This window comes from Pseudomonas sp. BAY1663, from assembly GCF_000582595.1.
Classification (GTDB): domain Bacteria; phylum Pseudomonadota; class Gammaproteobacteria; order Pseudomonadales; family Pseudomonadaceae; genus Stutzerimonas; species Stutzerimonas stutzeri_AF.
On the sequence record NZ_AZSV01000069.1, the window covers coordinates 1 to 24,842 of the forward strand.

The 24,842-nt window shown below is 64.7% G+C and carries 20 protein-coding genes and 4 pseudogenes; 14 read left to right on the forward strand and 10 right to left on the reverse strand.

Annotated elements, in window-relative coordinates:
• Positions 1-61 precede the first annotated feature (61 nt).
• Positions 62-1,090, reverse strand: coding sequence for an amino acid ABC transporter substrate-binding protein (locus tag BAY1663_RS17040; protein WP_037043005.1), 1,029 nt, complete (start codon positions 1,088-1,090; stop codon positions 62-64).
• Positions 1,091-1,422: 332 nt separating this feature from the next.
• Here BAY1663_RS17040 and BAY1663_RS17045 point away from each other — a divergent pair, with 332 nt between their 5' ends.
• The 4 genes from BAY1663_RS17045 (at position 1,423) to BAY1663_RS24510 (ending at position 5,003) form a co-directional block, all read left to right on the forward strand.
• Entirely contained in the window at positions 1,423-2,082 is a 660-nt protein-coding gene (locus BAY1663_RS17045; RefSeq protein WP_037043007.1) for an alpha/beta hydrolase, read from the forward strand.
• A gap of 162 nt (positions 2,083-2,244) precedes the next feature.
• Positions 2,245-3,180 carry a GGDEF domain-containing protein gene (locus tag BAY1663_RS17050; RefSeq protein WP_037043009.1) on the forward strand — a complete coding sequence of 312 codons (936 nt, stop codon included), beginning with the start codon at positions 2,245-2,247 and terminating at the stop codon, positions 3,178-3,180.
• A gap of 91 nt (positions 3,181-3,271) precedes the next feature.
• The gene (gene rhlB, locus BAY1663_RS17055; protein WP_037043011.1) at positions 3,272-4,717 is read left to right on the forward strand and encodes an ATP-dependent RNA helicase RhlB; all 1,446 of its coding nucleotides are present in this window, start codon (positions 3,272-3,274) and stop codon (positions 4,715-4,717) included.
• A gap of 121 nt (positions 4,718-4,838) precedes the next feature.
• Positions 4,839-5,003: a hypothetical protein gene (locus BAY1663_RS24510; RefSeq protein ID WP_164838467.1), complete on the forward strand. Its 165-nt coding sequence runs from the start codon at positions 4,839-4,841 to the stop codon at positions 5,001-5,003.
• Between the two features lie 4 nt (positions 5,004-5,007).
• Here BAY1663_RS24510 and moaE read toward each other — a convergent pair whose 3' ends face one another.
• From moaE to dmeF, 5 genes are all read right to left on the reverse strand, one after another.
• Complete coding sequence (gene moaE, locus BAY1663_RS17060; RefSeq protein ID WP_037043013.1) at positions 5,008-5,466, reverse strand: molybdopterin synthase catalytic subunit MoaE; 459 nt, start codon at positions 5,464-5,466, stop codon at positions 5,008-5,010.
• Between the two features lie 2 nt (positions 5,467-5,468).
• A complete protein-coding gene (locus BAY1663_RS17065) occupies positions 5,469-5,717 on the reverse strand; it encodes a MoaD/ThiS family protein (protein WP_037043015.1) in 249 nt (82 codons plus the stop codon).
• A complete protein-coding gene (moaC, locus tag BAY1663_RS17070; RefSeq protein WP_037043016.1) occupies positions 5,714-6,184 on the reverse strand; it encodes a cyclic pyranopterin monophosphate synthase MoaC in 471 nt (156 codons plus the stop codon). The genes BAY1663_RS17065 and moaC overlap by 4 nt, the downstream gene beginning before the upstream one ends.
• A gap of 105 nt (positions 6,185-6,289) precedes the next feature.
• Complete coding sequence (locus tag BAY1663_RS17075; RefSeq protein ID WP_037043018.1) at positions 6,290-7,678, reverse strand: PhoH family protein; 1,389 nt, start codon at positions 7,676-7,678, stop codon at positions 6,290-6,292.
• Positions 7,679-7,935: 257 nt separating this feature from the next.
• A complete protein-coding gene (gene dmeF, locus BAY1663_RS17080) occupies positions 7,936-8,913 on the reverse strand; it encodes a CDF family Co(II)/Ni(II) efflux transporter DmeF (protein ID WP_037043020.1) in 978 nt (325 codons plus the stop codon).
• A 137-nt stretch (positions 8,914-9,050) separates the two neighbouring features.
• Between dmeF and yaaA the strand changes: the two genes are divergently transcribed.
• The 3 genes and pseudogenes from yaaA (at position 9,051) to BAY1663_RS24060 (ending at position 12,632) form a co-directional block, all read left to right on the forward strand.
• On the forward strand, positions 9,051-9,839 hold the full coding sequence (yaaA, locus tag BAY1663_RS17085) for a peroxide stress protein YaaA (RefSeq protein WP_037043022.1): 789 nt from the start codon (positions 9,051-9,053) through the stop codon (positions 9,837-9,839).
• A 762-nt stretch (positions 9,840-10,601) separates the two neighbouring features.
• Positions 10,602-12,043, forward strand: a pseudogene (locus BAY1663_RS17090) (mannose-1-phosphate guanylyltransferase/mannose-6-phosphate isomerase).
• A gap of 370 nt (positions 12,044-12,413) precedes the next feature.
• Positions 12,414-12,632 (forward strand): hypothetical protein, encoded by a 219-nt coding sequence (locus BAY1663_RS24060; protein ID WP_128576375.1) that lies wholly within the window; start codon positions 12,414-12,416, stop codon positions 12,630-12,632.
• A gap of 154 nt (positions 12,633-12,786) precedes the next feature.
• Here the strand turns inward: BAY1663_RS24060 and BAY1663_RS17100 are convergent, their stop codons facing one another.
• From BAY1663_RS17100 to purU, 3 genes are read right to left on the reverse strand one after another with little or no spacing between them, the layout of a single operon-like run.
• Positions 12,787-14,259, reverse strand: coding sequence for a helicase HerA-like domain-containing protein (locus BAY1663_RS17100; protein ID WP_037043026.1), 1,473 nt, complete (start codon positions 14,257-14,259; stop codon positions 12,787-12,789).
• Positions 14,260-14,284: 25 nt separating this feature from the next.
• Entirely contained in the window at positions 14,285-14,485 is a 201-nt protein-coding gene (locus tag BAY1663_RS17105) for a hypothetical protein (protein WP_037043028.1), read from the reverse strand.
• 13 nt (positions 14,486-14,498) lie between these two features.
• Positions 14,499-15,350: a formyltetrahydrofolate deformylase gene (purU, locus tag BAY1663_RS17110; protein ID WP_037043030.1), complete on the reverse strand. Its 852-nt coding sequence runs from the start codon at positions 15,348-15,350 to the stop codon at positions 14,499-14,501.
• 378 nt (positions 15,351-15,728) lie between these two features.
• Between purU and mvaT the strand changes: the two genes are divergently transcribed.
• Positions 15,729-16,109 carry a histone-like nucleoid-structuring protein MvaT gene (gene mvaT / locus BAY1663_RS17115; RefSeq protein WP_037043032.1) on the forward strand — a complete coding sequence of 127 codons (381 nt, stop codon included), beginning with the start codon at positions 15,729-15,731 and terminating at the stop codon, positions 16,107-16,109.
• Positions 16,110-16,309: 200 nt separating this feature from the next.
• Here the strand turns inward: mvaT and sbcB are convergent.
• Positions 16,310-17,739 (reverse strand): annotated as a pseudogene (gene sbcB, locus BAY1663_RS17120) (exodeoxyribonuclease I).
• A gap of 244 nt (positions 17,740-17,983) precedes the next feature.
• Here sbcB and BAY1663_RS17125 point away from each other — a divergent pair.
• From BAY1663_RS17125 to BAY1663_RS17150, 6 genes and pseudogenes are all read left to right on the forward strand, one after another.
• A complete protein-coding gene (locus BAY1663_RS17125; protein WP_037043034.1) occupies positions 17,984-18,691 on the forward strand; it encodes an RDD family protein in 708 nt (235 codons plus the stop codon).
• Positions 18,688-19,668, forward strand: a complete 981-nt coding sequence (locus BAY1663_RS17130; RefSeq protein WP_037043036.1) for a stage II sporulation protein M — start codon at positions 18,688-18,690, stop codon at positions 19,666-19,668. Before BAY1663_RS17125 ends, BAY1663_RS17130 begins: the two co-directional genes overlap by 4 nt.
• Positions 19,655-21,207: pseudogene (locus BAY1663_RS17135) on the forward strand (DUF4129 domain-containing protein). Before BAY1663_RS17130 ends, BAY1663_RS17135 begins: the two are co-directional and overlap by 14 nt.
• Positions 21,204-22,376 (forward strand): DUF4350 domain-containing protein, encoded by a 1,173-nt coding sequence (locus tag BAY1663_RS17140; RefSeq protein ID WP_037043037.1) that lies wholly within the window; start codon positions 21,204-21,206, stop codon positions 22,374-22,376. The pseudogene BAY1663_RS17135 and the gene BAY1663_RS17140 overlap by 4 nt, the downstream one beginning before the upstream one ends.
• Positions 22,373-23,386: a MoxR family ATPase gene (locus BAY1663_RS17145; protein ID WP_037043040.1), complete on the forward strand. Its 1,014-nt coding sequence runs from the start codon at positions 22,373-22,375 to the stop codon at positions 23,384-23,386. Before BAY1663_RS17140 ends, BAY1663_RS17145 begins: the two co-directional genes overlap by 4 nt.
• A 16-nt stretch (positions 23,387-23,402) precedes the next feature.
• Positions 23,403-24,733: pseudogene (locus BAY1663_RS17150) on the forward strand (DUF58 domain-containing protein).
• Positions 24,734-24,842 lie beyond the last annotated feature (109 nt).

The window sequence follows — 24,842 nt, forward strand, 5'->3', positions numbered from 1 at the left end:
AAGGGAACTCATACATCCCAACGACAGGTGAACAGCGTTACGGCCTGGCGGCCCCGCTCGGTCAACGCACCGGCGGTGCGTACTGCACGCCGCCGTTGTTCCAGAGGGCATTGAGGCCGCGTTCGATCTTCAGCTCACTGCCGGCACCGACGTTGCGGTCGAAGATCTCGCCATAGTTGCCGACCTGCTTGACGATCTGCACCGCCCAGTCCTTCGGCAGCTTCAGGTCCTTGCCGTATTCCCCTTCGGCACCCAGCAGGCGCGCCACGTCGGGATTCTTGGTGGTCTTGGCCATGTCTTCCACATTGGCCGAAGTGATGCCCAGTTCCTCCGCGTTGAGCATGGCGAACAGACTCCAGCGGACGATGTCGAACCATTCCTCGTCGCCCTGGCGGACCGCCGGGCCGAGCGGCTCCTTGGAAATCACTTCCGGCAGCACCACGTAGTCATCGGGCTTGGCCAGCTTGATGCGCTGGGCATAGAGCTGCGACTGGTCCGAGGTCAGCACGTCGCAGCGGCCGGATTCCAGCGACTTGGCGCTTTCATCGGAAGTGTCGTAGGTGATGGGGGTGTATTTCAGGCCGTTGGCACGGAAATAGTCGGAGAGATTCAGCTCGGTGGTGGTGCCTGCCTGGATGCAGACGGTGGCGCCATCGAGCTCCTTGGCGCTGCTGACGCCGAGTTCCTTGTTCACCAGAAAGCCCTGCCCGTCGTAGTAGGTCACGCCGGTGAAGTTCAGTCCCATCGCCGCATCCCGCGAGCTGGTCCAGGTCGTGTTGCGCGAAAGCATGTCGATCTCGCCGGACTGCAGGGCCGTGAAGCGCTCCTTGGCCGTCAGCGGGCTGTACTTGACCTTGCCGGCGTCGCCGAAGACTGCGGCCGCCACCGCGCGGCAGACATCCACGTCGATCCCCCGATACTGCCCCTTCGCATCGGCGAAGGAGAAGCCCGGCAGGCCGTCGCTGATACCGCACTGCACGAATCCTTTCTTCTGCACCGCATCGAGGGTCGCCCCCGCCTGCGCCAGCCCGCTGAGGCCCAGCATCGTCGCGGCGCCCAGCACGGCCAGTGTGGATTTCACCCTAATCATCGAAACCTCCAGTTTGCTTTCTTATTCTCGGGTCTGACCCGCCCTGCTCCGGCACCCTCGCGAGCGATGCGCACCGCAACAGAGCAGTATCCAACCTGAGTCTAGTCGCCCGTGGATGATCGGCAATTTCCGATGCACGATCCCGCGGCTCATCGAACCGAGTCGGCCCAGGGGCAAAGCAAGCGGCGTACCAGCTTGCGGCGAAAAGCAACCACGGGCGCTGGCACGGGTTCTATCGCCACCCGAGACCGGGTAACCTCGCGCCATTCCCTCGGCTGTGGCGCGCGGCATGCCCCAGGACGAGGCGACCTGCCCCCTACTGGAGCCGAACCATGAGCGAACCGCTGATCCTCGAGCCCACCGACGTCGCCGACGCCTGCGTCATCTGGCTGCATGGCCTGGGTGCCGATCGCTATGACTTCCTGCCGGTAGCCGAAGCGCTGCAGCAGCGCCTGCACAGCACCCGCTTCGTCCTGCCGCAGGCACCGACGCGCCCGGTGACCATCAATGGCGGCTGGAGCATGCCGAGCTGGTACGACATTCTCGCCATGAGCCCGGCGCGGGCGATCGACAGCGAACAGCTGGAAGCCTCGGCGCAACAGGTGATCGCACTGGCCGAGGCGCAACGTGACGCCGGCATCGACCCGGCGCGGATCGTCCTCGCCGGCTTCTCCCAGGGTGGCGCCGTGGTGCTGCACACCGCCTTCTTCCGCTGGCAGGGGCCGCTGGGCGGCGTCATCGCCCTTTCCACCTACGCGCCGACTTTCGGCGAGCATCCCAGCTTCTGCGCCGAGGCCCTGCGCTACCCGGTGCTGTGCCTGCACGGCAATCGCGACGACGTGGTGCCGCCGGCGATGGGCCGCGCGGTGTACCAGAGCCTGCAGGCGGCTGGCGTCAAGGCCACCTGGCGCGAGTACCCGATGAGCCACGAAGTCTTACCGGAGGAAATCCGCGACATCGGCGACTGGCTGGTCGCCCTGCAAAAGTCCTGACGCATACCGCTCATCCGGCCATTTGCGGCTACGCTTGTTTATCAAAGACAAGAGCGTGGCGGGGCCGCGTCCGCATGGACGATTCGGCCCCGCGTCGCGGCGGGAGGAAAGGATTGCGATGACCACCTTCGGTGCGCACCAATCCGGAAACTGGCGCTTGCCATGAAACGGGTCCAGGACAAGGCGGATCTGCAGCAGATCCGCCAGATGCGGCTGCTACAGCATGTGGATGAACCATGCCTCGCGGCGCTGCTCGACAAATTCGAAACCTGCGATATCGATGCGCACGAAGTGCTGCTTTCTCCGCACAAGCCCAACCGCCACCTCTACCTGGTGCTGCATGGCGAGCTGATCGTGCACTTGGACTCCATGGACAACCAGCCGCTGCGCGTCATCGAAACCGGCGACTGCGTCGGCGAAGTGAGCTTCTGCGATCAGCATTTTCCCTCGGCCTACGTGGTCGCCCACCGGCCCAGCCGGCTGCTGCGCCTGCACTGCCGCGAGTTCGCCTGCCTGGCGCGCTCGCCACAGGTCATGCAGAACCTGGCGACCCTGCTCTGCGAACGGGTACGCCTGTGCGACCAGGTGATCGTCCGCAGCGAGCACAATGCCAATATCGACATGCTCACCGGCGTCTTCAATCGCCGCTGGCTGGAACACATCTTCGAACGCGAAAGCACCCGCTGCGCCTTCAACCACCGACCGCTGAGCATGCTCATGCTCGATATCGACCGTTTCAAGAGCTACAACGACAGCCACGGGCACCTGACCGGCGATCGCGCCCTGTGCCTGGTGGCGCGCACCCTGGGCAGCCAGTTGCGGCCCAAGGACAGCCTGGTGCGCTTCGGTGGCGAAGAGTTCGTCATCCTGCTGCCGGAGCTGGAGCTGGACGAAGCGCGGCGGATCGCCGAGCGGCTGCGCCAGAGCGTCGAGCAGGCCGCGTCGGGCGACGCGTCGGTCGGCGCCCTGCCAGACGTCACCATCTCCATCGGCCTGGCGCAGCTGCGGCCGCACGACACGCTCGAAGACCTGATCAACCGGGCGGACCAGGCGCTGTACCAGGCCAAGGAACGCGGCCGCAACTGCCTGTGCGGCTGAACGCCCGCATGAGGGCGGGCAAGGCTTCGCCCTGCATGCATCTTGCATTACACTGACGCGCGACTCTTTCCTACCTGACGACGAGAAGACCGTGCTCAAAGCACTCAAGAAAATCTTCGGCAAGGGCCCGGGCGAACAGCCCAGCGCGCCGGCCAGCAACACCCACAACCACGACGAGGCGCCACGGCGCAGCAAACCGGCACCGCAGAAGCCGGCCGAAAAGGCCGCCGCCACCGCGCAACAGGCGGCACCGACCGAGCGCACCGCCGACAAACCGCGGCGCCAGCGCAGCAGCAAACCCGCCAAGCCGGCCGCACCGGCCTGGAAACTGGAAGACTTCGTGGTCGAACCGGCCGAAGGCAAGACCCGCTTCCACGACTTCAAGCTCGCGCCCGAGTTGATGCACGCGATTCACGACCTGGGCTTCCCTTATTGCACGCCGATCCAGGCACAGGTGCTCGGCTATACCCTCAAGGGCCAGGACGCCATCGGCCGCGCCCAGACCGGCACCGGCAAGACCGCCGCCTTCCTCATCTCCACCATCACCCAATTGCTCGAGACGCCGCCGCCGAAGGATCGCTACATGGGCGAGCCGCGCGCACTGATCATCGCGCCGACCCGCGAGCTGGTGGTGCAGATCGCCAACGACGCCCTGGCGCTGACCAAGTACACCGGCCTGAACGTGATGAGCTTCGTCGGCGGCATGGATTTCGACAAGCAACTCAAGCAGCTGGAATCCCGATTCTGCGACATTCTGGTCGCCACCCCCGGCCGCCTGCTGGACTTCAACCAGCGTGGCGAAGTGCACCTGGACATGGTCGAGGTGATGGTGCTGGACGAAGCCGACCGCATGCTCGACATGGGCTTCATCCCGCAGGTACGCCAGATCATCCGGCAGACGCCGCCCAAGAGCGAACGCCAGACCCTGCTGTTCTCCGCCACCTTCACCGACGACGTGATGAACCTGGCCCGGCAATGGACCATCAACCCGGCCGTGGTCGAGATCGAGCCGGAAAACGTCGCCAGCGATACCGTCGAACAACACGTCTACGCCGTCGCCGGCAGTGACAAGTACAAACTGCTGTACAACCTGATCACCCAGAACGACTGGACCCGGGTGATGGTCTTCGCCAACCGCAAGGATGAAGTGCGGCGGATCGAGGAACGCCTGACCAAGGACGGCGTCAGCGCCGCGCAGATGTCCGGCGACGTGCCGCAGCACAAGCGCATCAGGACGCTGGAAGGCTTTCGCGAAGGCAAGATCCGCGTGCTGGTGGCCACCGACGTCGCCGGCCGAGGGATCCACGTCGAGGGCATCAGCCACGTGATCAATTTCACCCTGCCGGAAGACCCGGACGACTACGTGCACCGCATCGGCCGCACCGGCCGTGCCGGCACCAGCGGCACCTCGATCAGCTTCGCCGGCGAGGACGACGCCTTCGCCCTGCCGCCGATCGAGGCGCTGATCGGCCGCAAGATCCAGTGCGAGATGCCGCCCGCCGAACTGCTCGTGCCGACGCCGCGCGCGCACCGCTGAGCGCCTGCGGGAAAGCGGGCTGCCTTCGGCCCGCTCGGCCAAGGGCTGTGATACAGGTCAGTACGCCTGGCTTCGAAGGGGCTAGATTGACAGCATTTCCAGCAGAAAACGGAGTTCGCCCATGCAGCATATCGACTGGCTGATCATTCTGATCGGGACGGGCTTCGTCCTGTTGGGCTTCGGTTACAATTTCCGCGACCGCGGCTGGGGTGTCGGCATGATCGCGGCCGGCATGCTTACGATGTTCTCCACCGTGGCGTTCAAGATCTACATCACCTTCAACTGAATCCTCAGTCCCCTTCGCGCCAGCGTTCGGCGGCGATCTGATCGCTCGCGCGCCCGTCCACCCAACGCGGGCCGGCAGGCGTGTTTTCCTTCTTCCAGAACGGCGCCTGCGTTTTCAGGTAGTCCATGACGAAGCGGCAGGCGTCGAATGCCGCATCGCGATGCGCGCTGGCGGCGCCGACGAAGACGATCGGCTCGCCGGGCTCCAGCGCCCCGACGCGATGCAGCACGTCCAGCCGCAGCAGCGGCCAGCGCTGCTCGGCCTGCGCGATGATCTTCGCCAAGGCCTTCTCGGTCATGCCCGGTGCGTGCTCGAGGAACATGCCGGCGACCTCCTGGCCATCGTTGAAATCCCGCACGTAGCCGACGAACCCGGCTACCGCGCCGATGCCCAGGTTGGCCGCATGCAGCGCATTGAGTTCGGCGCCGGGATCGAACGCCGCCTGCTGTACGCGAACGCCCATGCTCAGCCTCCGGTCACGGTCGGAAAGAAGGCGACTTCGTCGCCATCGGCCACGGCTTCATCGAGGCCGCAGAGTTCCTGGTTGCGTGCGCACATCAGGTTCTGCTCGCCAAGCACCTGCCATTCGCCGCCGCGGGCCAGCAGGCGCTGGCGCACGTCGTCCACGCAGGCGAGTGAAGCATCCCACTCGAGGCGCTCGCCCTCGCTGCCGAGGGTTTCCCGATAACGGGCGAAATACTGGATCGAGATCATGCCTGCACCTGCCAGTGGCCGCTCTTGCCGCCGAGTTTCTCCAGTAGCCGCACGCCTTCGATGACCATGCCGCGATCCACTGCCTTGCACATGTCGTAGATGGTCAACGCAGCCACGCTGGCGGCGGTCAGCGCCTCCATCTCCACCCCGGTCTGCCCAGCCAGCTTGCACACCGAACGGATCAGGACGCAGTCCTCGCCATCGGCCTCGAGCTCGACCTTGATGCTGGTCAGCAGCAGCGGATGGCAGAGCGGAATCAGTTCATGGGTTCTCTTCGCCGCCTGGATGCCGGCGATGCGCGCCACGGCGAAGACGTCGCCCTTGGGATGCCCGCCCTGTTGAATCATCTGCAGGGTCTGCGGCAGCATCCGCACGCGCGCCTCGGCCACGGCCTCGCGTGCGGTGACGGCCTTGTCGGTGACGTCGACCATGCTGGCGCGGCCCTGGGAATCGAGATGAGTGAGCATTCGGCACTCCTGATCGGAAAATCACGAGTCTACCCCAGCTGCCGGCGATGAGCCCGCCCCCCGAAGAGGTACTACCGGGCCCACCATCCGGCAGCCGCACCGCCGCTACATATGCGCCTCGGCGTACTCGGCGAGCACCGAACGCGGCACCCCCTGCAGGGTGATGTGCACGCCATGGGGGAAGTCCTTGAAGCGCTCGGTCAGGTAGGTCAGGCCGGAACTGGTCGCCGACAGGTAGGGCGTATCGATCTGCGCCAGATTGCCCAGGCAGACCACCTTGGAGCCGTTGCCAGCGCGGGTGATGATGGTCTTCATCTGGTGCGGCGTGAGGTTCTGGCACTCGTCGATCAGGATCAGGCTCTGCTGGAAGCTGCGCCCGCGGATGTAGTTCAGCGATTTGAACTGCAGGGGCACCTTCTGCAGGATGTAGTCGATGCTGCCGTGGGTATTCTCGTCATCCATGTGCAGGGCTTCGAGATTGTCGGTGATCGCGCCGAGCCAGGGCTCCATCTTCTCTGCCTCGGTGCCGGGCAGGAAGCCGATGTCCTCGTCCAGCCCCTGCACGCTGCGGGTGGCGATGATGCGCCGGTAACGCTTGCTCACCACCGTCTGCTCGATGGCCGCGGCCAGGGCCAGGATGGTCTTGCCCGAACCCGCCGCGCCGGAAAGATTGACCAGGTGGATGTCCGGATCGAGCAGCGTGAACAGCGCCAGGGCCTGGTGGATGTCGCGTGGCCGCAGGCCCCAGGCCTCCTGGTGCAGCAGCGGCTCCTGGTGCAGATCGAGCAGCAGCAGCTCGTCGCCCTTGATGCCTTTGATCCAGCCAACGAAGCCCTGCTCGTCGATGATGAACTCGTTGATGTGCACCGCCGGCAGGTTATCGGTCAGCAACACCCTGTGCCAGGTACGCCCATGACCCTGGTGGGTCTCCACCTTGCTCACCCGGTCCCAGAACGAGCCGCTGACGCTGTGGTAGCCCGGTGACAACTGCCCCACGTCGTCGACCAGTTGGTCGGTGTGGTAGTCCTCCGCCGCCACGCCGCAGGCACGCGCCTTCAGGCGCATGTTGATGTCCTTGGTGACCAGCACCACCGGCACGCCGGGCCGCTGTTTGCTGAGTTCGACGACCTGGTTGATGATCTTGTTGTCGTTCAGGTCTTCCGGCAGCCCGTTGGGCTCGGTGCGCCGGCTCATGAGGATCGAAAGGCTGCCGCGCGGCCCGCTCTTGCCCCGCTGGATCGGCACGCCCACCTCGACTTCTTCCGGCGTGGCATTGCCCAGCAGCTTGTCGATCAGACGGATCGCCTGGCGGCACTCGGCCGCCACACTGTGCTTGCCGGTCTTGAGTTGATCGAGCTCCTCGAGCACGGTCATGGGGATCGCGACCTGGTGTTCCTGGAAATTCAACAACGCGTTGGGATCGTGGATCAGGACATTCGTGTCGAGGACGTAGAGCGTGGGCTGGGTAGCACGAGGTCTGCCATAGTCATCCATACCGATCACCTTCTTCTAGGGCCAGAAACGAAGTGCCGATGGCACTCCGCCGCAGAGAACCGCCGTGCAGCGAGGTGAGCGGACGAGGGCAGCCGGTGGCTTCGGGGCTACCCAGGAGCCGCCACCTGTGTCGCAGGATTCGGCGGTCTGGATTCGGTAATACCGTAAAACTTATGACAGACAAAAGACTTTTCTGTTGGATGCGGATTATTTTTGCAAATCGACAGAACGGCCTTGGCATGCACATTTCACGCAAGCTACAGTCCGCATTCGGGGTGTGCGCTTTCGTCGCAGCGGTTCACCTCGGCGGTGACATGCACCAGTTGCGGGAAGCGCTGCAACACTGCCTTGTAGTGGTCTGCGTTATAGGTCTGATGCGTCACAACGCTCAGGATGCAGCTGTATTGCGCACGTCCTACGCGCCACAGGTGCAGGTCCGTGACCTCGGTATCCGGCACGTCTTCCAGCGCCTCGCGAATCTTCTGCACCAGCGGATCGTCCATCTCCCGATCCAGCAGCGCCTTGCCCGTATCCCATAGCAGGCCGCGGGCCCAGACGAGAATGACCACGGCACCGACGATCCCCATGGTCGGGTCCAGCCAGCTCCAGCCGAACAGCTTGCCGCCCAGCAGGGCCAGGATCGCCGCGACCGAGGTCAAGGCATCGGTCAGCACATGTATGAATGCCGCATGCCGATTCAGGTCCCGCCCGCCGCCGGCGTGGTGGTGGCCGTGCGGCTCGCCATGGCCATGGCTGTGGCTGTGGCTGTGGCTGTGGCCATGCTGATCGCGCAGCAGCCAGGCGGATATCAGGTTGACCATCAGGCCGAGCAGGGCGACCAGCAACGCCTCGTCGAATCCGATCGCCGCTGGCGACCAGAAACGCAGCAGCGACTCGCCGATCATCGTCAGCGCCACGACGACCAGCAGCAGCGCGCTGGCGAATCCGGCCAGCACCTCGATCTTCCAGGTACCGAAGGCGAAGCGGTGGTCCGCCGCATAGCGTCGCGCCAACAGATAGGCCAGGGCAGCGAGGCCGATGGCGACCATGTGCGAGGCCATGTGCCAACCGTCTGCCAGCAAGGCCATCGAGTTGAACCAGTAGCCGGCGATGATTTCCACCACCATCGTCAGCCCCGTCAGGATCGCCACCATCCAGGTCTGGCGCTCCGCGCCGTGTTCGAGCGGTCGATAATCGTGGGGCGGTTGCCACTGCGCGTGGTTGCAGTCGGGCATGGGAACTCCTTTCGTCGAAAGGACACCTTGTGCCTGTCTGCCGGGGCAAGGTCAACACCCTTGATCAATCGCCCCCATAGCTGGAGCCCGCTCATGGATGACGCCTACAATCGCGCCATCACAAAGGAGACCAGCACATGCTGATGGTGATTTCCCCAGCCAAGACCCTCGATTACGACACGCCACCGATTACCCCACGCTTTACCCAACCGCAGCACCTCGAGCATTCGCAGCTATTGATCGAACAATTGCGCACCTTCTCGCCGGCACGGATCAGCGAGCTGATGCACCTGTCGGACAAACTGGCGGCGCTCAACGTCGCCCGTTACGGCAGTTGGACGCCCGAATTCACGCCGCAGAATGCCAAGCAGGCCCTGCTCGCCTTCAAGGGTGACGTCTATACCGGCCTCAATGCCGAGGACTTTTCCGAGGCCGACCTGGACTTCGCCCAGCGCCACCTGCGCATGCTGTCCGGGCTTTACGGGATATTGCGCCCACTCGACCTGATGCAACCCTATCGTCTGGAGATGGGCACCAAGCTGGCCAATCCGCGCGGCAAGGACCTCTACGCCTTCTGGGGCCCACGCATCAGCAACTGGCTGAACGAAGCACTCGCCGAACAGGGCGACCAGGTGCTGCTCAACCTCGCCTCCAACGAATATTTCGGCGCCGTCCAGCGCAAGGCGCTGAATGCCCATGTCATCGACGTCGACTTCAAGGACCTGAAGAACGGCCAGTACAAGATCATCAGCTTCTATGCGAAGAAGGCCCGGGGCCTGATGGCACGCTGGATCATCAAGGAGCGCATCGAAACGCCCGATCGACTGCCGGCGTTCGACTACGACGGCTATCGCTACAGCCCCGCCGACTCTTCGGCGCAGCGCCTGGTGTTCCTGCGCGACAGCAGCGGTTCGGCCTCATCGTGAAGCCCATGCGCTGAACCGCCCTCGGCGACGCGCATCCAGCGCAACGGCCGACGCGGAGCCCATGCGGGTTCCGCCCATCACGCCGGAGCGGCGCTTCGATCAACCCGAGCGCCACGCCCATCCGGCACAGAATGCCTTTCGAAAAAACTCGCCGATCAACGGCAGCCGGCGCGGGAACTATCGCGCAACCGTCGCAATCATAAGGCGCGTACCGACAATTCCAGTTGGAAAGGGACGTCGCACATGAACGTGCATTGGATTTCGATGGATGCTGCAAACCACTCCGCCCCCAGCCGGAAAGCCACCGCCGGGGCACCGCAAGCTCGGGCGATGACACTGCAGCGCCGGCGATCAGCAGCCGGGGCGCCAGCCACAACCCGCACGGCATACGGTCCGATGACCGGCACCGCGCAAGGCACCAACGGAGGACTCCGGCCATGCGAAGGCACTGTCCTTGCCCAGCCAGAGGCGCACGCGAAGCGCACGGCAGCGGGCCCACAACGACGATGGAGCGACGTATCGCCGACGTGCCCAGCCCCCCTTCATCCATGGCCACAAACCGGGCATAGCGCCGAGCGAGCCATGCACGGCTAACCGATTCCGACAGCAGTTTTCACTCTCGAGGCCTGCCTCGCGAGGGAGCGGGTTTTCGTTGCAGCCAACCGGGCTCCCCGCTCCGAACAGGACAAATCGAGGCGCGATACAGCGCTGGCGCCAACAGACAAGTAGAACGATCTTCGAAACGATTCAGGAGAACCCCATATGATCCCGGTTATTCTTTCAGGTGGTAGCGGCTCCCGGCTTTGGCCCCTGTCCCGCAAGCTGTTTCCCAAGCAGTTCCTTGCGCTCACCGGCGAGCAGACCCTGTTCCAGCAAACCCTCGAACGCCTGGCCTTCGAAGGCATGCAACAGCCATTGCTGGTGTGCAACAAGGAACATCGCTTCATCGTCAAGGAGCAACTGGCGGCGCGCAAACTCGGCGTCCAGGGCCTGCTCCTCGAACCCTTCGGCCGCAATACCGCACCGGCCATCGCCATTGCCGCCATGCAACTCATCGAAGAAGGGCGCGACGAACTGCTGCTGGTACTGCCGGCCGACCATGTGATCGAAGACCAGAAAGCATTCCAGCGTTCTCTGGCACTGGCTACCAATGCCGCCGAGAACGGCGAGATGGTGCTCTTCGGCGTACCACCCACCCGCCCCGAAACCGGTTACGGCTACATCAAATGCGATCTCAGTGACATGGACCTGCCGGAAGGCATCAAGCGGGTGGCCCAGTTCGTCGAAAAACCGGACGAGGCCCGCGCGCAGAGCTACGTCGAATCGGGTGATTACTACTGGAACAGCGGCATGTTCCTGTTCCGTGCCAGCGTCTTCCTGGACGAGCTGAAGAAGCACGACCCGGACATCTACGATACCTGCTGGCTCGCCCTCGAACGCAGCATCAAGAATGGCGAGGAGGTGCTCATCGATCCAGCCACCTTCGCCTGCTGCCCGGACAACTCCATCGACTATGCGGTCATGGAAAAGACCCAGCTGGCCTGCGTGGTACCGATGTCCGCCGGCTGGAGCGACGTTGGCTCCTGGGCTTCGATCTGGGACGTGCACAAGAAGGACCAGAACGGCAACGTCCTCAAGGGTGACGTGATCGCCGAAGACTCGCGTAACTGCCTGGTACACGGCAACGGCAAGCTGGTCACCGTGCTCGGCCTGGAAGACATCGTGGTGGTGGAAACCAAGGACGCCATGATGGTGGCGCACAAGGACAAGGTCCAGGACGTCAAGAAGCTGGTCAACGAACTCGATGCGCAAGGCCGCAGCGAAACGAAGAACCATTGCGCCGTATACCGCCCATGGGCTGGTACGACTCGGTGGACATGGGTGGCCGCTTCCAGGTCAAGCGCATCTGCGTGAACCCCGGAGCCAGCCTCTCGCTGCAGATGCACCACCACCGCGCAGAGCACTGGATCGTGGTCTCCGGCACGGCACAGGTCACCTGCAACGAAAAAACCTTCCTGCTCACGGAAAACCAGTCGACCTACATTCCGATCACCTCGGTGCACCGCCTGGCCAACCCCGGCAAGATCCCGCTGGAAATCATCGAAGTGCAATCCGGCAGCTACCTGGGCGAAGACGATATCGAACGGTTCGATGATGTTTACGGCCGCGCCGAACATGCCAATGAAGCCAAGATAGCTCGCTGAACCGGCACGAACCGGGACCTGCATTAAGAAAACCCGCTTCGTCGCGGGTTTTTCTTTATATGGAACAGGCCGGGTCTTTGCCTCATACAGCCGGGCGGCGCATACTTGTGCAACTTGTTGCATTGCCGCAATGCCAGGCTTCGCCTGCTCACACAAGCCGCAGGAAAATGCAGCGCATTGGCCTGTGCTTTTGAACCACTACCCGTTTCCTGCGTGTTTCAGCTTGTGCCAGCGCGCATAAACCTTTTTCATTCTAATCGCGTCGTATAACCACAACGCCTTAGCCGGATTCTTGCAAACTTCGATTTGCTGCGAGCGCGTGACTCGCACTGCAAACGCCCATCGCGAACCATCAATACAGGTCAACTACGTGACGAAAGACGAACTGCGCGCCGAACTTGAGCGCCAGGCGCAGCGCTTCACCACTGTTTACGGTGGGGAGATAACGACTTACGCAGCCGAGCGGGAACCCGAGCGCAAGCCATGGCGCAAGAAACCATCGATACAGGATCAGGTGTTCCAACAAGAACTGCAGAAAATGGAAAAGGAACGCTCCGACCTGGATAGTCCCGCCTCGGAACAAGCCTGACCGCGCCTGCCCCAACAGGCGATCCATATGGTTAGTGCCCCGTAACAAGTGACATAAGCATTACAGGCCTGAACTCGACCGCCCTCGCGCATTAAATAATCGATGCGCTCACGGTAGCCGCCGAGTTCAGGCAGCAGTTGCCGAAGTACACCGATCAGCGCTTCCCGCCCAGCAGAGAGCCCAGCAGGCCCCTGACCAACTGTCGCCCCAGTTGGCTGGCAGCCTGATTCAACGCACTTTTCACCACTCGCCCGGCCAGATCCCCCAGACCGCCATCGCTGTCCTGGCCGCGCGTAGCCTTCGCGGGCGCCTCGGCACTACGCTCTGCTGCTTGTTCGGCCCTGGCATTGAGCAGTTCGTAAGCCGACTCGCGATCGATGGGCTTGTCGTAGCGGCCGCGCAGCCCCGACTGGGCGACGAGGCCTGCACGCTCGCCTTCGCTCAATGGCCCCACGCGCGACTGCGGCGGCGCAATCGCCACGCGCTGGACCATCGCCGGCGTCCCCTTCTCCTCCAATCCACCGACCAGAGCCTCGCCGATACCCAACTGAGTCAGCACGCCGAGCGTGGAGAACGCGGGATTGGCGCGAAAGCCGTCGGCGACCGAACGCAGCGCCTTCTGCTCCTTGACCGTATAGGCCCGCAGGCCGTGCTGGATACGCAGCCCGAGCTGCGCCAGCACCACATCCGGCAGATCGGCCGGCGACTGAGTCACGAAATAGACCCCCACGCCCTTCGAGCGAATCAGCCGCACCACCTGCACCAGGCGTTCCTGCAGCGCCTTGGGCGTATCGCCGAACAGCAGGTGCGCCTCATCGAAAAACAGCACCAGCAGTGGCTTATCGGCATCGCCGCGCTCCGGCAACTGCTCGAACAGCTCGGCCAGCAGCCACAACAGGAACGTGGCGTAAACCTTCGGCGCCTCGTGCACCAGCACGCTGGCATCGAGCAGGTGGATACGGCCCCTGCTGTCACTGTCCGGATGCAACAGATCCTCGAGCTGCAGCGCCGGCTCGCCGAACAAGGCCTCGACGCCCTGCTGCTCCAGTGTCGCCAGGCGCCGCAGCAACGCCTGGGCCGACGCACTGGTAAACAGCGCGGCGTCCTCGCCGAGCATCCGCGGATCGGCCTTGAGATGGGCGAGCAGCGCCTTGAGATCCTTGAGGTCGAGCAACAGCAGGCCTTCCCGGTCAGCCACCTTGAATGCGGCATAGAGCGCTGCCTGCTGGCTATCGGTCAGTTCGAGCAGGTTACCCAGCAGCAGCGGCCCCATTTCGCTCAGGGTGGTGCGCAGGGGATGACCGCTGCGACCGTGCACATCCCACAGGGTAACCGGGTAGGCCTGCGGCCGATGCTCCAGCCAGGGCATGCTGGCGATGCGCTCGGCAATCTTGCCTTGCGGTTCGCCCACGGCACCCAGGCCGCAGAGGTCCCCCTTGATGTCGGCGGCGAATACCGCAACGCCAGCATCGCTGAACTGCTCGGCCAGGCGCTGCAGGGTCACCGTCTTGCCGGTGCCGGTGGCACCGGCGATCAACCCGTGCCGGTTGGCCAGACGCAGGGACTGGGTGTTGGGTTCGCCACTGGCCTCGGCGCCGAGCACCAGGCGGTCGATCAATGCCTTCATCAGCCCCTCTCCATGTCGTACAGCGTCAGCGCGTATCGCCAGTACCGTCAGTTAACGCAGGCTCGGCTCTTTCCCGCGCGCTCTGCAGGCGGGCCCAGAGCGCCGCGGCATCGGCGAACGCGGCGCCGTGTTCCGCCGTCAGCGCAGCGGGATCGTAACGCCGCGTACAACCGTCGCCGATGACCGGCAGCGCTTTCGAAACGGCTCGCTCGCGGGGATCGCCCATGACGGCTCCTGGCTCAGTTGAATACCAGCGTCTTGTTGCTGTGCACCAGCACGCGGTCCTGCAAGTGATAGCGCAGCCCGCGGGAAAGCACCATCTTCTCCACATCCTTGCCGAGGCGAACCATGTCTTCGACGCTGTCGCGGTGGCTGACGCGAACCACGTCCTGCTCGATGATCGGCCCGGCGTCCAGCTCTTCGGTGACATAGTGGCAGGTCGCGCCGATCAGCTTCACGCCACGCAGCGAGGCCTGATGGTAGGGCTTGGCGCCAACGAAGGACGGCAGGAAGCTGTGATGGATATTGATGACGCGCTGGGCGAACTCGTCGCACAGCTCCGACGGCAGGATCTGCATGTAGCGCGCCAGCACGATCACATCCGCACGCTGCTCACGCACCAGGCGGGTGACTTGCGCAAAAGCCTCCTGCTTGTGCGCCGGGTCGACCGGGACGTGGAAATAGGGAATGCCGTGCCATTCGACCATGCTGCGCAGGTCGTCGTGATTGGAAATCACACAGGGAATATCGCAATCCAGCTCCCCGCTGTGCCAGCGGTGCAGCAGATCGGCCAGGCAATGCGATTCGCGGCTGGCCATCAGCACCACGCGCTTGCGCTGCTCGGAGTCGGTAATGCGCCACTCCATCGAAAACTCGCGAGCGATCGGCGCGAAGGCCTGGCGGAAGCCATCCAGATCGAAGGGCAGCGAGTCCGCACGAATCTCGTGGCGCATGAAGAACCAGCCACTCTGGTGATCGGAGTGATGGTTGGCTTCAGTGATCCAGCCATTATAGGTAGCGAGGAAATTACTGACCTTGGCGACGATGCCAACGCCATCGGGACAGGCGATGACCAGCCTGAAAGTGCGCATTAAAGGTTGCTCCGGCTCAAAAAATAGGACGCCGCATTCTAGCCCAGCAAACAAAAGCACAGCCATCGACTTGAACGCAGCCGAGGCCCCGCGGCAAGCAATAAAGGCGGAAGCAGTCCATCCGGGTCCAGCCAAACGGGCGGTCGCGCTAAAAACCATTGTTTTCATGTGGATGGGCGAGGCGTGCGCTAAAACTTGTCCAATAAACCAGATATCGTCCACGGTATTAGTTCGCACACGACGCTGCGCAGCGACCGGCTGCGGATTTATCCCGTTAAATACTTGCCATGGTTTTTTACTGCCCTATATTTACTTGCGCATTACCCAGGACTATGATTGCTGACACTTGCGTTCAAAACCTATCCCCAAGGAAGCCACATGTCACTGATCAATGAATATCGCGCCACTGAAGAGGCCATCAAGGAACTTCAGGAGCGGCTGAAGTCGCTCTCCGAAGATGACAAGCTGAAAAAAGAACTGGAGTTCGAAGGTAAACTGCGCGAACTCATGGGCGAATACCAGAAGTCGCTGCGTGACATCATTGCCCTGCTCGACCCGGATGCCTCGCGCAGCGGTAAAGCACCGCGTTCGGCCAAAGCCCCGGTTGCCAGCAAACGTGCCCGTCGCGTCAAGCAGTACAAGAACCCGCACACCGGAGAAGTGATTGAAACCAAAGGCGGCAATCACAAGACGCTGAAAGAGTGGAAAGCTCAGTGGGGCTCTGAAACCGTGGAAAGCTGGGCCACCCTGCTCGGCTAAGCGACACCGCTCGATTTATAACGAAACGCCGTTTCTCGACGTTCAGTACGTGCGTCGAGAAACGGCGTTTTTTTGTATCAGCCATTTGCAGCAATTGAAAAAGCAACCGGGCCAAGGTCAGGCAACCCATCTTCGATGCGGCAGGCCACCTGCGTTAAAAGACCAGGTGAGTCGCACACTTGACAGCCAACCGCTAATGCTCAGGTCGCATAACGCGTACGCAGACACTGCCCATGGTGAAGCCACTGTTGCAACAGTTCCTGTTGCTCCGCAGTGGCACTGGCCAAGAATTGCTGCATTTCCTGTTCGAACTGCGCCAGGGTATTAGGCGCGCCCCATCCGGGCTCGCTCAACCGGCACTGGCAGAACCGATGCCAACGCAACTGTTCTTGCTCGGATAACGCTTCCGGAAAATTGCGCGCACGGTAGCGAAACAGCAACTCGGCCAGGCGGGAATCGTCAAATACCCATGTTTGCCTAGCCAGTTCTGCCGGTGACAGGCTGCGGATACGCTCGCACAAACGCCTGTCCCGCTCACCGAGAAAGCCGTCGTACAACTGCTGCTCGGGATCTTCGCTCGCGGCGAAGCCCTCCTCCCGGTAGATTTCTTCCAGCTTGTCACTCCAACCCTGGCGGTTTTCACGCAATGCCGCGGCGCGCGACTGGCAACCATCCAGGTCCAGCCCCAGGCGCTGGACATCGGTTTGACGCAACACCTTGAGCGGCGCCAGGACCGGACAGCGATTGACGTGCACCAGCTTCAGCGGCACCGGCAACGTACCTCGGCGAGTTCCTCACGACGGGTATAGAGACGCTGGCGCAGGGTCTCGGCGGTTTCCTGCCACAATGGCCCGGGGTCGGCCTGCAGGTCGCAGACGATCAGCGCATTGCGGTTGCGCGGGTGCCATGCCAGTGGCAGGACGATGGAAAGAAAATGCCGGGCCGCCGAGAAGCGTCCGGATACATGGACCAGCGGCTCGAGCAACGCGATCTGCTCGAGCACCGCATGTTTGCGCCGCAGGTTGTAGAGATAGTCGTACAGCCGGGGCTGGCGGCTGCGAATGAGCTTCGCCAGGGCGATGGTGGCGCGCACGTCGGACAACGCATCGTGAGCCTGCAGGTGCTCCAGCCCATTGGCGGCGCTCAGGCGTTCGAGCTTGAGCGTGACCCGCCCGTCCTCCTCCGGCCAGACCAGCCCTTCGGGGCGTAGTGCATAGGCGGTGCGCACCAGGTCGATCAGGTCCCAGCGGCTGTTGCCGCCCTGCCATTCCCGTGCGTAAGGATCGAAGAAATTGCGGTACAGGGTGTAACGGGTCACTTCGTCGTCGAAACGCAGGCTGTTGTAGCCGGCACCACAGGTCCCGGGTGCGGCCAGCTCCTGATGCAGGCGCTGGATGAACTCGGCCTCGCAAAGGCCCTGCTGCTGCAGGGTCGCCGGTGTGATGCCGGTGACCAGGCAAGCCGCCGGATGGGGCAGGATGTCGTCCGCAAGACGGCAATAGATGTTCAGCGGCTCGCCTATTTCCTCAAGCGCCTCGTTGGTGCGAATGCCGGCGACCTGCAAGGGGCGATCACGGCCCGGGGAGATGCCGGTGGTCTCGAAGTCGTACCAGAAAATGCTCGGAGTCACGTAAAGATCCTTCTCGATAGCGGCGGCCAGTCTAGCAGCCATGTCTCACACCGGTCCGGGCGAATATGAAGCACCTCACAGCACAGCATCCCAGACACGGCCTTTGCGCGCCGGGTCCCACCACGACGCCAGCATTTCGCCATAATCGCATTCAGACCGCCATGGCGGACTTGCCCTGGCACATTGCCCCAGGAGCCATTGGCGCATAGCATCGGCCTTTGCTCGAACCCAGACGACTTCACCATTGCCCTCAGCATTCGCTCACCAGCCACCGCTGGACAACTGTCACCGGGTGGAAACCCCCGAAGGCATCGACCTGCTCCTGCGGCCGGCCGGGCTCGTGCCGCGCGCCCTCGCCTTTACCCTGGACCTGGTGATTCGCGCGGCGATCCTGCTTGCACTGTTCATCGGCCTCGGCCTGCTGGGCACGTTCGGCATGGGGCTCGCCGCCCTGCTGCTGTTTCTCGTGCAGTGGTGGTACATGGTGCTGTTCGAGGTGCTGAACCAGGGCCGCACGCCGGGCAAGCAATGGCTGGGGCTGTGCGTGGTGCATGACGATGGCACCCCGGTCGGCTGGACCTCGTCGCTGACCCGCAACCTGCTGCGCTTCGTCGACATGCTGCCGTTCGGCTATTTCCTCGGCGCGCTCAGTTGCCTGGCCCACCCGAGCTTCAAACGCCTGGGCGATCTCGCCGCCGGCACCCTGGTGGTCTACCGGGAAAGACCACAGCCGCGTCCGGAGCTGCCGCCAGTCGCGGCTCAGCAACCGCCGTTCGGTCTCAGCCTGGACGAGCAGCGCGCGCTGATCGGCTTCGCCGAACGCCAGTCGAGCCTTTCCGCCGAGCGGCGCCTCGAACTGGCTGCGATTCTCGCCGAGCCGCTGCGAACCACCCGCGAGGATGCCGAGGCCAGAATCCATGGCATCGCCCGGGGCTTGTTGGGGCCGCCATGAAACAGGCCGCCTTCGAACGCCAGAATCAACCCGCATGGCTCGCCTTCGCCGCGCAGCTCGATGCACTCGAGCGCGGCAAAGCGGCACCGATGCAGGCCGACGCCTTTCCCGCGGCTTATCGACAGATCTGCCAGCAACTGGCCCTGGCCGAGTCGCGCGGCTACAGCAGCCACCTGGTCGAACGGTTGCAGCAGCTGGCTCTGCGCGGCCATCAGCAGTTCTACCGGCACCGCAGCCCGCTGCTCGGACGGCTGCTGGGTTTCGTCCTGGGCGGTTTCGCCCGTTCGGCAAGGACCCAATGGCGCTATGTGCTGGCGGCCAGCCTGCTGTTCTATGGCAGCCTGATCGGCACGGCGGTACTGGTCCATGCGTTTCCCGAACTGGTCTACAGCCTGCTGCCAGCCGAGCAGGTGGCACAGATGGAACAGATGTACGACCCGGATGCCAGCCGCCTCGGCCGCTTCGCCGAACGCGGCTCCGGCGACGACTGGCTGATGTTCGGCTACTACGTGATGAACAACATCGGCATCGCCTTCCAGACATTCGCCAGCGGCTTGCTGCTGGGGCTCGGCAGCCTGTTCTTTCTCCTGTTCAATGGCCTGACGATCGGCGCCGTGGCCGGCCACCTCACCGAGATCGGCTATGACCAGCCGTTCTGGTCGTTCGTCATCGGCCATGGCGCCTTCGAACTGACGGCCATCACCCTGGCCGGCGCGGCAGGCCTGAGGCTCGGCTGCGCACTGGTCGCCCCCGGGCGGCTGACGCGCGGCGCGGCACTGCGTCGGGCCGCCGCCCTCGGCATCCGTCTGGTCTGCGGGGCCATCGGGCTGCTGCTGATCGCGGCTTTCGTCGAGGCCTACTGGTCGTCCATGACGACGGTCTCGCCCACGACCAAGTACATCGTCGGCGCCCTGCTCTGGCTGCTCGTCGCCGGCTATTTCGCCCTCACCGGCCGGAGCCACCATGCAGCTGACTGACGCCAGCGTGTCGATTCGCCCGCGCAGCCCCTGGGAAGCACTGGACCTCGGCATTCTGCTCGCCCAGCGCCATGCCGGCCTGCTGATGGCGAGCTGGGCGCTCGCCACCCTGCCGCTCTTCGCCGCCCTCAGCCTGCTGCTCTGGCGCTATCCGAGTCTGGCGCTGCTGCTGTTCTGGTGGCTCAAACCGCTGTACGAACGGCTGCCCCTGCATATTCTCTCGCGCGCTTTGTTCGGCGACATCCCCACCCTGGGCGAAAGCCTGAGAGCGGTGCCCGGCCTGTTGCGCCCGCAATGGTTCGCCAGCCTGACCTGGCGCCGACTGAGCACCACACGCAGCTTCGATCTGCCGGTGCAGCAACTCGAAGGGCTCGGCGGCACGACACGCCGTCAGCGCCTGGTGACGCTGGGCCTGCGCAGCGGGCGTGCCGCCAGCTGGCTGACCGTGGTCGGCGTGCATCTGGAAGGCGCACTCTGGCTCGGTCTGCTCGGCTTGCTCTACCTCATGCTGCCGGCACAACTGGTGCAGAGTTGGAACTGGCAGGAGCTGCTCGGGCTCGGCAGTGAATGGCTCTGGCTGGAACACCTGTCCAACCTGCTCTATGCGCTGGTGCTGGTCGTCTGGGAGCCGATCTATGTCGCCTGCGGCTTCAGTCTCTACCTCAACCGGCGCACCCAGCTGGAGGCCTGGGATATCGAACTGGCCTTCCGCCGCCTACGCCAACGTCTGTCGGATGCCGTGCCCGTCCTGCTGCTCGTCTGCGGCCTGGCCCTGTGGCCGGCGGACGACGCGGCCTGGGCAGCACCCACGCCTGCACCAGACGCAGCACAGGCCGGCCCCGAGACCCGGCGCCTGCTCAATCAGCCCTTGACCAGCGAGGCGGCGCGCCAGCGGATCGGCGAACTGCTGGAGCAGCCGCCGTTCCAGCATCGCGAAACGGTCACCCGCTGGCGCTTCGGCGACACCGCCGGCGAGCAGGAGCCCGGCGCACTGGCGCGCCTGCTGGAATCCTTGCTGCAGGGCGGCAAGCTCTGGCAAGGCCTGGAAAGGCTGGCGCAGGTGCTGGAAATACTGCTGTGGACGGCGCTCGCGCTGCTGGTCGCCCTGTTGCTGTGGCGTTATCGCGACTGGCTACGCACCTTCGGCGTCCGCCTGCCGCGGCCGCGCATTCGTCCGAAGCCGGCAACCAACCAGCTGTTCGGCCTGGACGTTGCGCCCGAGAACCTGCCGCTCGATGTCGCCGCCGAAGCCGAACGGCTCTGGCAGGAGCATCCGCGCGAAGCGCTCGGCCTGCTCTACCGCGCCCTGCTCAGCCGGCTGCTGCACGAATTCCAGCTACCGTTGAAGGCCGCGCATACCGAAGGGGAAGTCCTGCGGCAGGTGCGTAGCTCGAACGTGCCGAACTTACCCGCTTCACGGAAACACTGACCCGCCACTGGCAGGCCCAGGCCTACGGGCACCGGAACGCGGCCGCGGCGACAGGTGCTGAACTGTGCGCCGGCTGGCGCGCGCTGTTCGCGCAGGAGCGCCACGCATGACCCGGCGCCGCTCACTGCTCCTCGCGGCCCTCGCCGCACTGCTGATGGCCAGCCTGGGCTACTGGCTGGCCGGCAAGCTGCATCCCTACGCGGACGTCGTCGACCACGGCCCCGCGCCAGAGGCACGGGCCAACCCCTACCTGGCCGCGGAGCTGTTTCTACGCGGGCTCGGCCTGCAGGTAGCCCACCATGAAGGTCTCGCCGGACTGCAAGCGCTGCCCAGCCACGGCCAGACCTTGCTGCTGCTTGGCGATCGCAGCCAGCTGTCGCCGCGCCAGAGCGATCGGCTGTTGCAATGGGCCGCTGCCGGTGGCCACCTGGTTTTCGTCGCGGAACGCTTGTGGGACGAAGAAGCCGGAAAAAGCGGAGACCTGCTGCTGGATCGCCTGAACCTGCAACAGTTCGCGACCGACGAACGGGATCACGGCGATGCCGCGGCGGCAGCGACCTCCGCCGAGCAGCACCCGCAGTTGACCAAGCTGTACCTTGAGAATGAAAGCGCGCCGGCCTATCTGGCCTTCGATACCGCCTTCCACCTCTACGACGCCGACAACCGCGCCCATGCCTGGGCGAACAGCGCCGGCGCCACGCACATGTTGCAACTGCAGCACGGCGACGGCCTGATCACCGCACTGACCGACGCCTGGATCTGGCAGACCTCGCATATCGATGCCTACGACCACGCCTGGCTGCTCTGGTACCTGACCCAGGACAGCGCCGTAACCCTGGTGCACCGCAACGATCGGCCAGGGCTGTTCACGCTGCTGCGGAGCCATTTCCCCGAGGCGCTGACCGCGCTGGCGCTGTTCGCACTGCTGGGGCTCTGGCATGCCGGACAGCGTTTCGGCCCCCGGCAGGAACCCACCAGTGCGGCGCGTCGCCAACTACGCGAGCATCTGCGCGGCGCGGCGGAATTCCTCCTGCGCCAGGGCGGCCAGCGCAGCCTGATGCTGCGCTTGCAACACGACATCCAGCGCCGGGCCAGCCACCGCCAGCCCGGCTTCGAGCAGCTCCCGGCCGACAGCCAGTTGCAGATACTCGCCCAACTTGCCCGCCTGCCGGTGGCGAGCGTCGAACAAGCCATGCGCGCTCTGCCGCCACGCCGCATGCCCGCCACCGAATTCACCCGCCAGGTAGCCCGCCTGCAAAGCCTCAGGAACGCCCTATGAGCGAACAGATGCCAGAACCGAACAGCCCCGCACCGGCCGCCAATCCGGCGAGCCAGCGCCAGCGTGCCAGCCAGCTGGCCCAGGCCTTGCGCGACGAACTGCACAAGGCCGTGATCGGCCAGGACGAAGTCATCGACGGCGTACTGGTCGCGCTGATCGGCGGCGGCCACGTGCTGGTCGAAGGCGTGCCCGGGCTCGGCAAGACCCTGCTGGTACGCGCCCTGGCGCGCTGCTTCGGCGGCGATTTCTCGCGCATCCAGTTCACCCCCGACCTGATGCCCAGCGACGTCACCGGCCACGCCGTCTACGACCTGCAGAGCGAGCAGTTCAAGCTGCGCAAGGGTCCGGTGTTCACCAACCTGCTGCTGGCCGACGAGATCAACCGCGCGCCGGCCAAGACCCAGGCGGCGCTGCTGGAAGTCATGCAGGAACGCCAGGTCACGCTCGAAGGGCGCGCCCTGCCGGTGCCGCAGCCGTTCCTGGTGATGGCCACGCAGAACCCCATCGAGCAGGAAGGCACCTACCCGCTGCCAGAGGCCGAACTCGACCGCTTCATGCTGATGCTGCGCATGGACTATCCGCAGGCCGACGAGGAACTGGCGCTGGTGCGCCAGGTGACCCGCTCGGCCCGCGCCGACATGCTCGACGTCAGCGCCCTGCGCCAGCTGGTCCAGGCCAAGGACGTGCTGGCCCTGCAGAAGATCGCCAGCGACCTGCCGCTGGATGAGCAGGTGCTGGACTACGCCGTGCGACTGGCACGCGCCACCCGTGGCTGGCCGGGCCTGGCGCTGGGCGCCGGGCCACGGGCATCGATCGCCCTGGTTCGCGGCGGGCGCGCCCACGCATTGTTGCGCGGCGGTGAATTCGTCACCCCGGACGACATCAAGGCCTGCGCGCTGGCGGTGTTGCGGCACCGGGTACGGCTGTCGCCGGAACTGGACATCGAAGGCCTGTCGGTCGACCAGGTGTTGCAGCAACTGCTCGACCAGGTCGCAGCGCCGCGGCTATGACCGGAGCCGCCTGCACATGACGCCATCCTTCCGCCTGCTCGGCGCGCTCGCCACGCTGTTGCTGCTGGCCTTGCCGCTCGGCGCGCTCACCGCGCTCGATGGCGGTCGTGCCGCTGCCTGGCCCCCCATCTGGTGGGGGCTGCTGCTGGCCCTGGGCATAGTGGCGCTGATCGACGCATTCTGGCTGCGGCGCCTGCCCACCCCGCTTCTGCAGCGCCGCCTTTCCGGCAGCCTGCCGCTGGGGCGCTGGAGCACGGTGCAGTTGCTCGCACGCAACGACCATGCGCGCGCGCAGGAGCTGGAGATCTTCGACCATGTGCCGCCCGGCATGACCTTCGAGCAGCTACCGCAACGCATCCGCCTGCGGCCGGGCGAACATTGCGAACTCGATTACCGCCTGCGCCCGACCCAACGCGGGCATTTCGCCTTCGCGCGCTGCGAGATCCGCCTGACCAGCCCGCTGGGCCTATGGCGCGGCCGGCGGCAGCAGGCGCTGCCCGACGAAACCCGCGTCTACCCGGATTTCAGCCAGTTGCAGGGTGCCGGCCTGCAACTGGTCGACCATTGGCTGAGCCGTCTCGGCGTGCGCCAGCGGCCCCGTCGTGGCCTGGGGCTGGAATTCCATCAGCTGCGCGAATTCCGTGAGGGCGACACCCTGCGGCAGATCGACTGGAAGGCCACGGCCCGCGCCCGCACGCCCATCGCCCGCGAATACCAGGACGAGCGCGACCAGCAGATCCTGTTGATGCTCGATTGCGGCCGGCGCATGCGCAGCCAGGACGGTGAGCTGGCGCACTTCGACCACGCCCTCAACGCCTGCCTGCTGCTCGCCTACGCCGCCCTGCGCCAGGGCGATGCAGTCGGGATCAGCACCTTCGCCAGCGACCAGCCACGCCACCTGGCACCGGCAAAGGGCCAGCGACAGCTGAGCGTGCTGCTGAACACGCTGTACGATCTGCAGCCCAGCCAGCTCCCCGCCGACTATGCGGCGGCGATCGACCAGCTGCTCGGCCGCCAGCAACGCCGGGCGCTGGTCATCCTGCTGAGCAACCTGCGCGACGAGGACGATGGCGAGCTGCGTGCAGCCCTTGCGCGCCTTTCACGCCGGCACCGGGTGTTGCTGGTGAGCCTGCGCGAAGAGGTACTGGACCAGTTGCGCCAGCAGCCGGTCGAAAGCCTCGACGACGCCCTCGGCTATTGCGGTGCGCTGGACTACCTGGCGCCCGCGACGAGCTCTACAAGCGCCTGGCCGCCAGCGGCGTGCCGATCCTCGATGCCCGCCCGCGCGAGCTGGGGCCGGAACTGGTGGGGCGCTATCTGGCCTGGAAAAAATCCGGAACGCTCTGAGAAGCGTCACGCGCCGCTGCACAGGCTTGCTTGCGCTTGAAGCTTCAAGCTCAAAAGCATCGCCCCGAGGGCGGGCCTCCCACAAAAGCAGCCGGCGCACCCGAGCCCT

Excerpts from the sequence above, each read along its gene's own strand:
- dmeF (WP_037043020.1), bottom strand. The coding sequence starts at position 8,913 with ATGCCCGACTGCAACCACGCGCAGTGGCAACCGCCCCACGATTATCGA.
- BAY1663_RS17140 (WP_037043037.1), top strand. The coding sequence starts at position 21,204 with ATGACCCGGCGCCGCTCACTGCTCCTCGCGGCCCTCGCCGCACTGCTG.
- BAY1663_RS17130 (WP_037043036.1), top strand. The coding sequence starts at position 18,688 with ATGAAACAGGCCGCCTTCGAACGCCAGAATCAACCCGCATGGCTCGCC.
- yaaA (WP_037043022.1), top strand. The coding sequence starts at position 9,051 with ATGCTGATGGTGATTTCCCCAGCCAAGACCCTCGATTACGACACGCCA.
- BAY1663_RS17105 (WP_037043028.1), bottom strand. The coding sequence starts at position 14,485 with ATGGGCGATCCCCGCGAGCGAGCCGTTTCGAAAGCGCTGCCGGTCATC.
- BAY1663_RS17050 (WP_037043009.1), top strand. The coding sequence starts at position 2,245 with ATGAAACGGGTCCAGGACAAGGCGGATCTGCAGCAGATCCGCCAGATG.
- moaC (WP_037043016.1), bottom strand. The coding sequence starts at position 6,184 with ATGCTCACTCATCTCGATTCCCAGGGCCGCGCCAGCATGGTCGACGTC.
- purU (WP_037043030.1), bottom strand. The coding sequence starts at position 15,350 with ATGCGCACTTTCAGGCTGGTCATCGCCTGTCCCGATGGCGTTGGCATC.
- mvaT (WP_037043032.1), top strand. The coding sequence starts at position 15,729 with ATGTCACTGATCAATGAATATCGCGCCACTGAAGAGGCCATCAAGGAA.
- BAY1663_RS17075 (WP_037043018.1), bottom strand. The coding sequence starts at position 7,678 with ATGGATGACTATGGCAGACCTCGTGCTACCCAGCCCACGCTCTACGTC.
- BAY1663_RS17145 (WP_037043040.1), top strand. The coding sequence starts at position 22,373 with ATGAGCGAACAGATGCCAGAACCGAACAGCCCCGCACCGGCCGCCAAT.
- BAY1663_RS17040 (WP_037043005.1), bottom strand. The coding sequence starts at position 1,090 with ATGATTAGGGTGAAATCCACACTGGCCGTGCTGGGCGCCGCGACGATG.
- BAY1663_RS17065 (WP_037043015.1), bottom strand. The coding sequence starts at position 5,717 with ATGATCTCGATCCAGTATTTCGCCCGTTATCGGGAAACCCTCGGCAGC.
- BAY1663_RS17100 (WP_037043026.1), bottom strand. The coding sequence starts at position 14,259 with ATGAAGGCATTGATCGACCGCCTGGTGCTCGGCGCCGAGGCCAGTGGC.
- moaE (WP_037043013.1), bottom strand. The coding sequence starts at position 5,466 with ATGGGCGTTCGCGTACAGCAGGCGGCGTTCGATCCCGGCGCCGAACTC.
- BAY1663_RS24510 (WP_164838467.1), top strand. The coding sequence starts at position 4,839 with ATGCAGCATATCGACTGGCTGATCATTCTGATCGGGACGGGCTTCGTC.
- BAY1663_RS17045 (WP_037043007.1), top strand. The coding sequence starts at position 1,423 with ATGAGCGAACCGCTGATCCTCGAGCCCACCGACGTCGCCGACGCCTGC.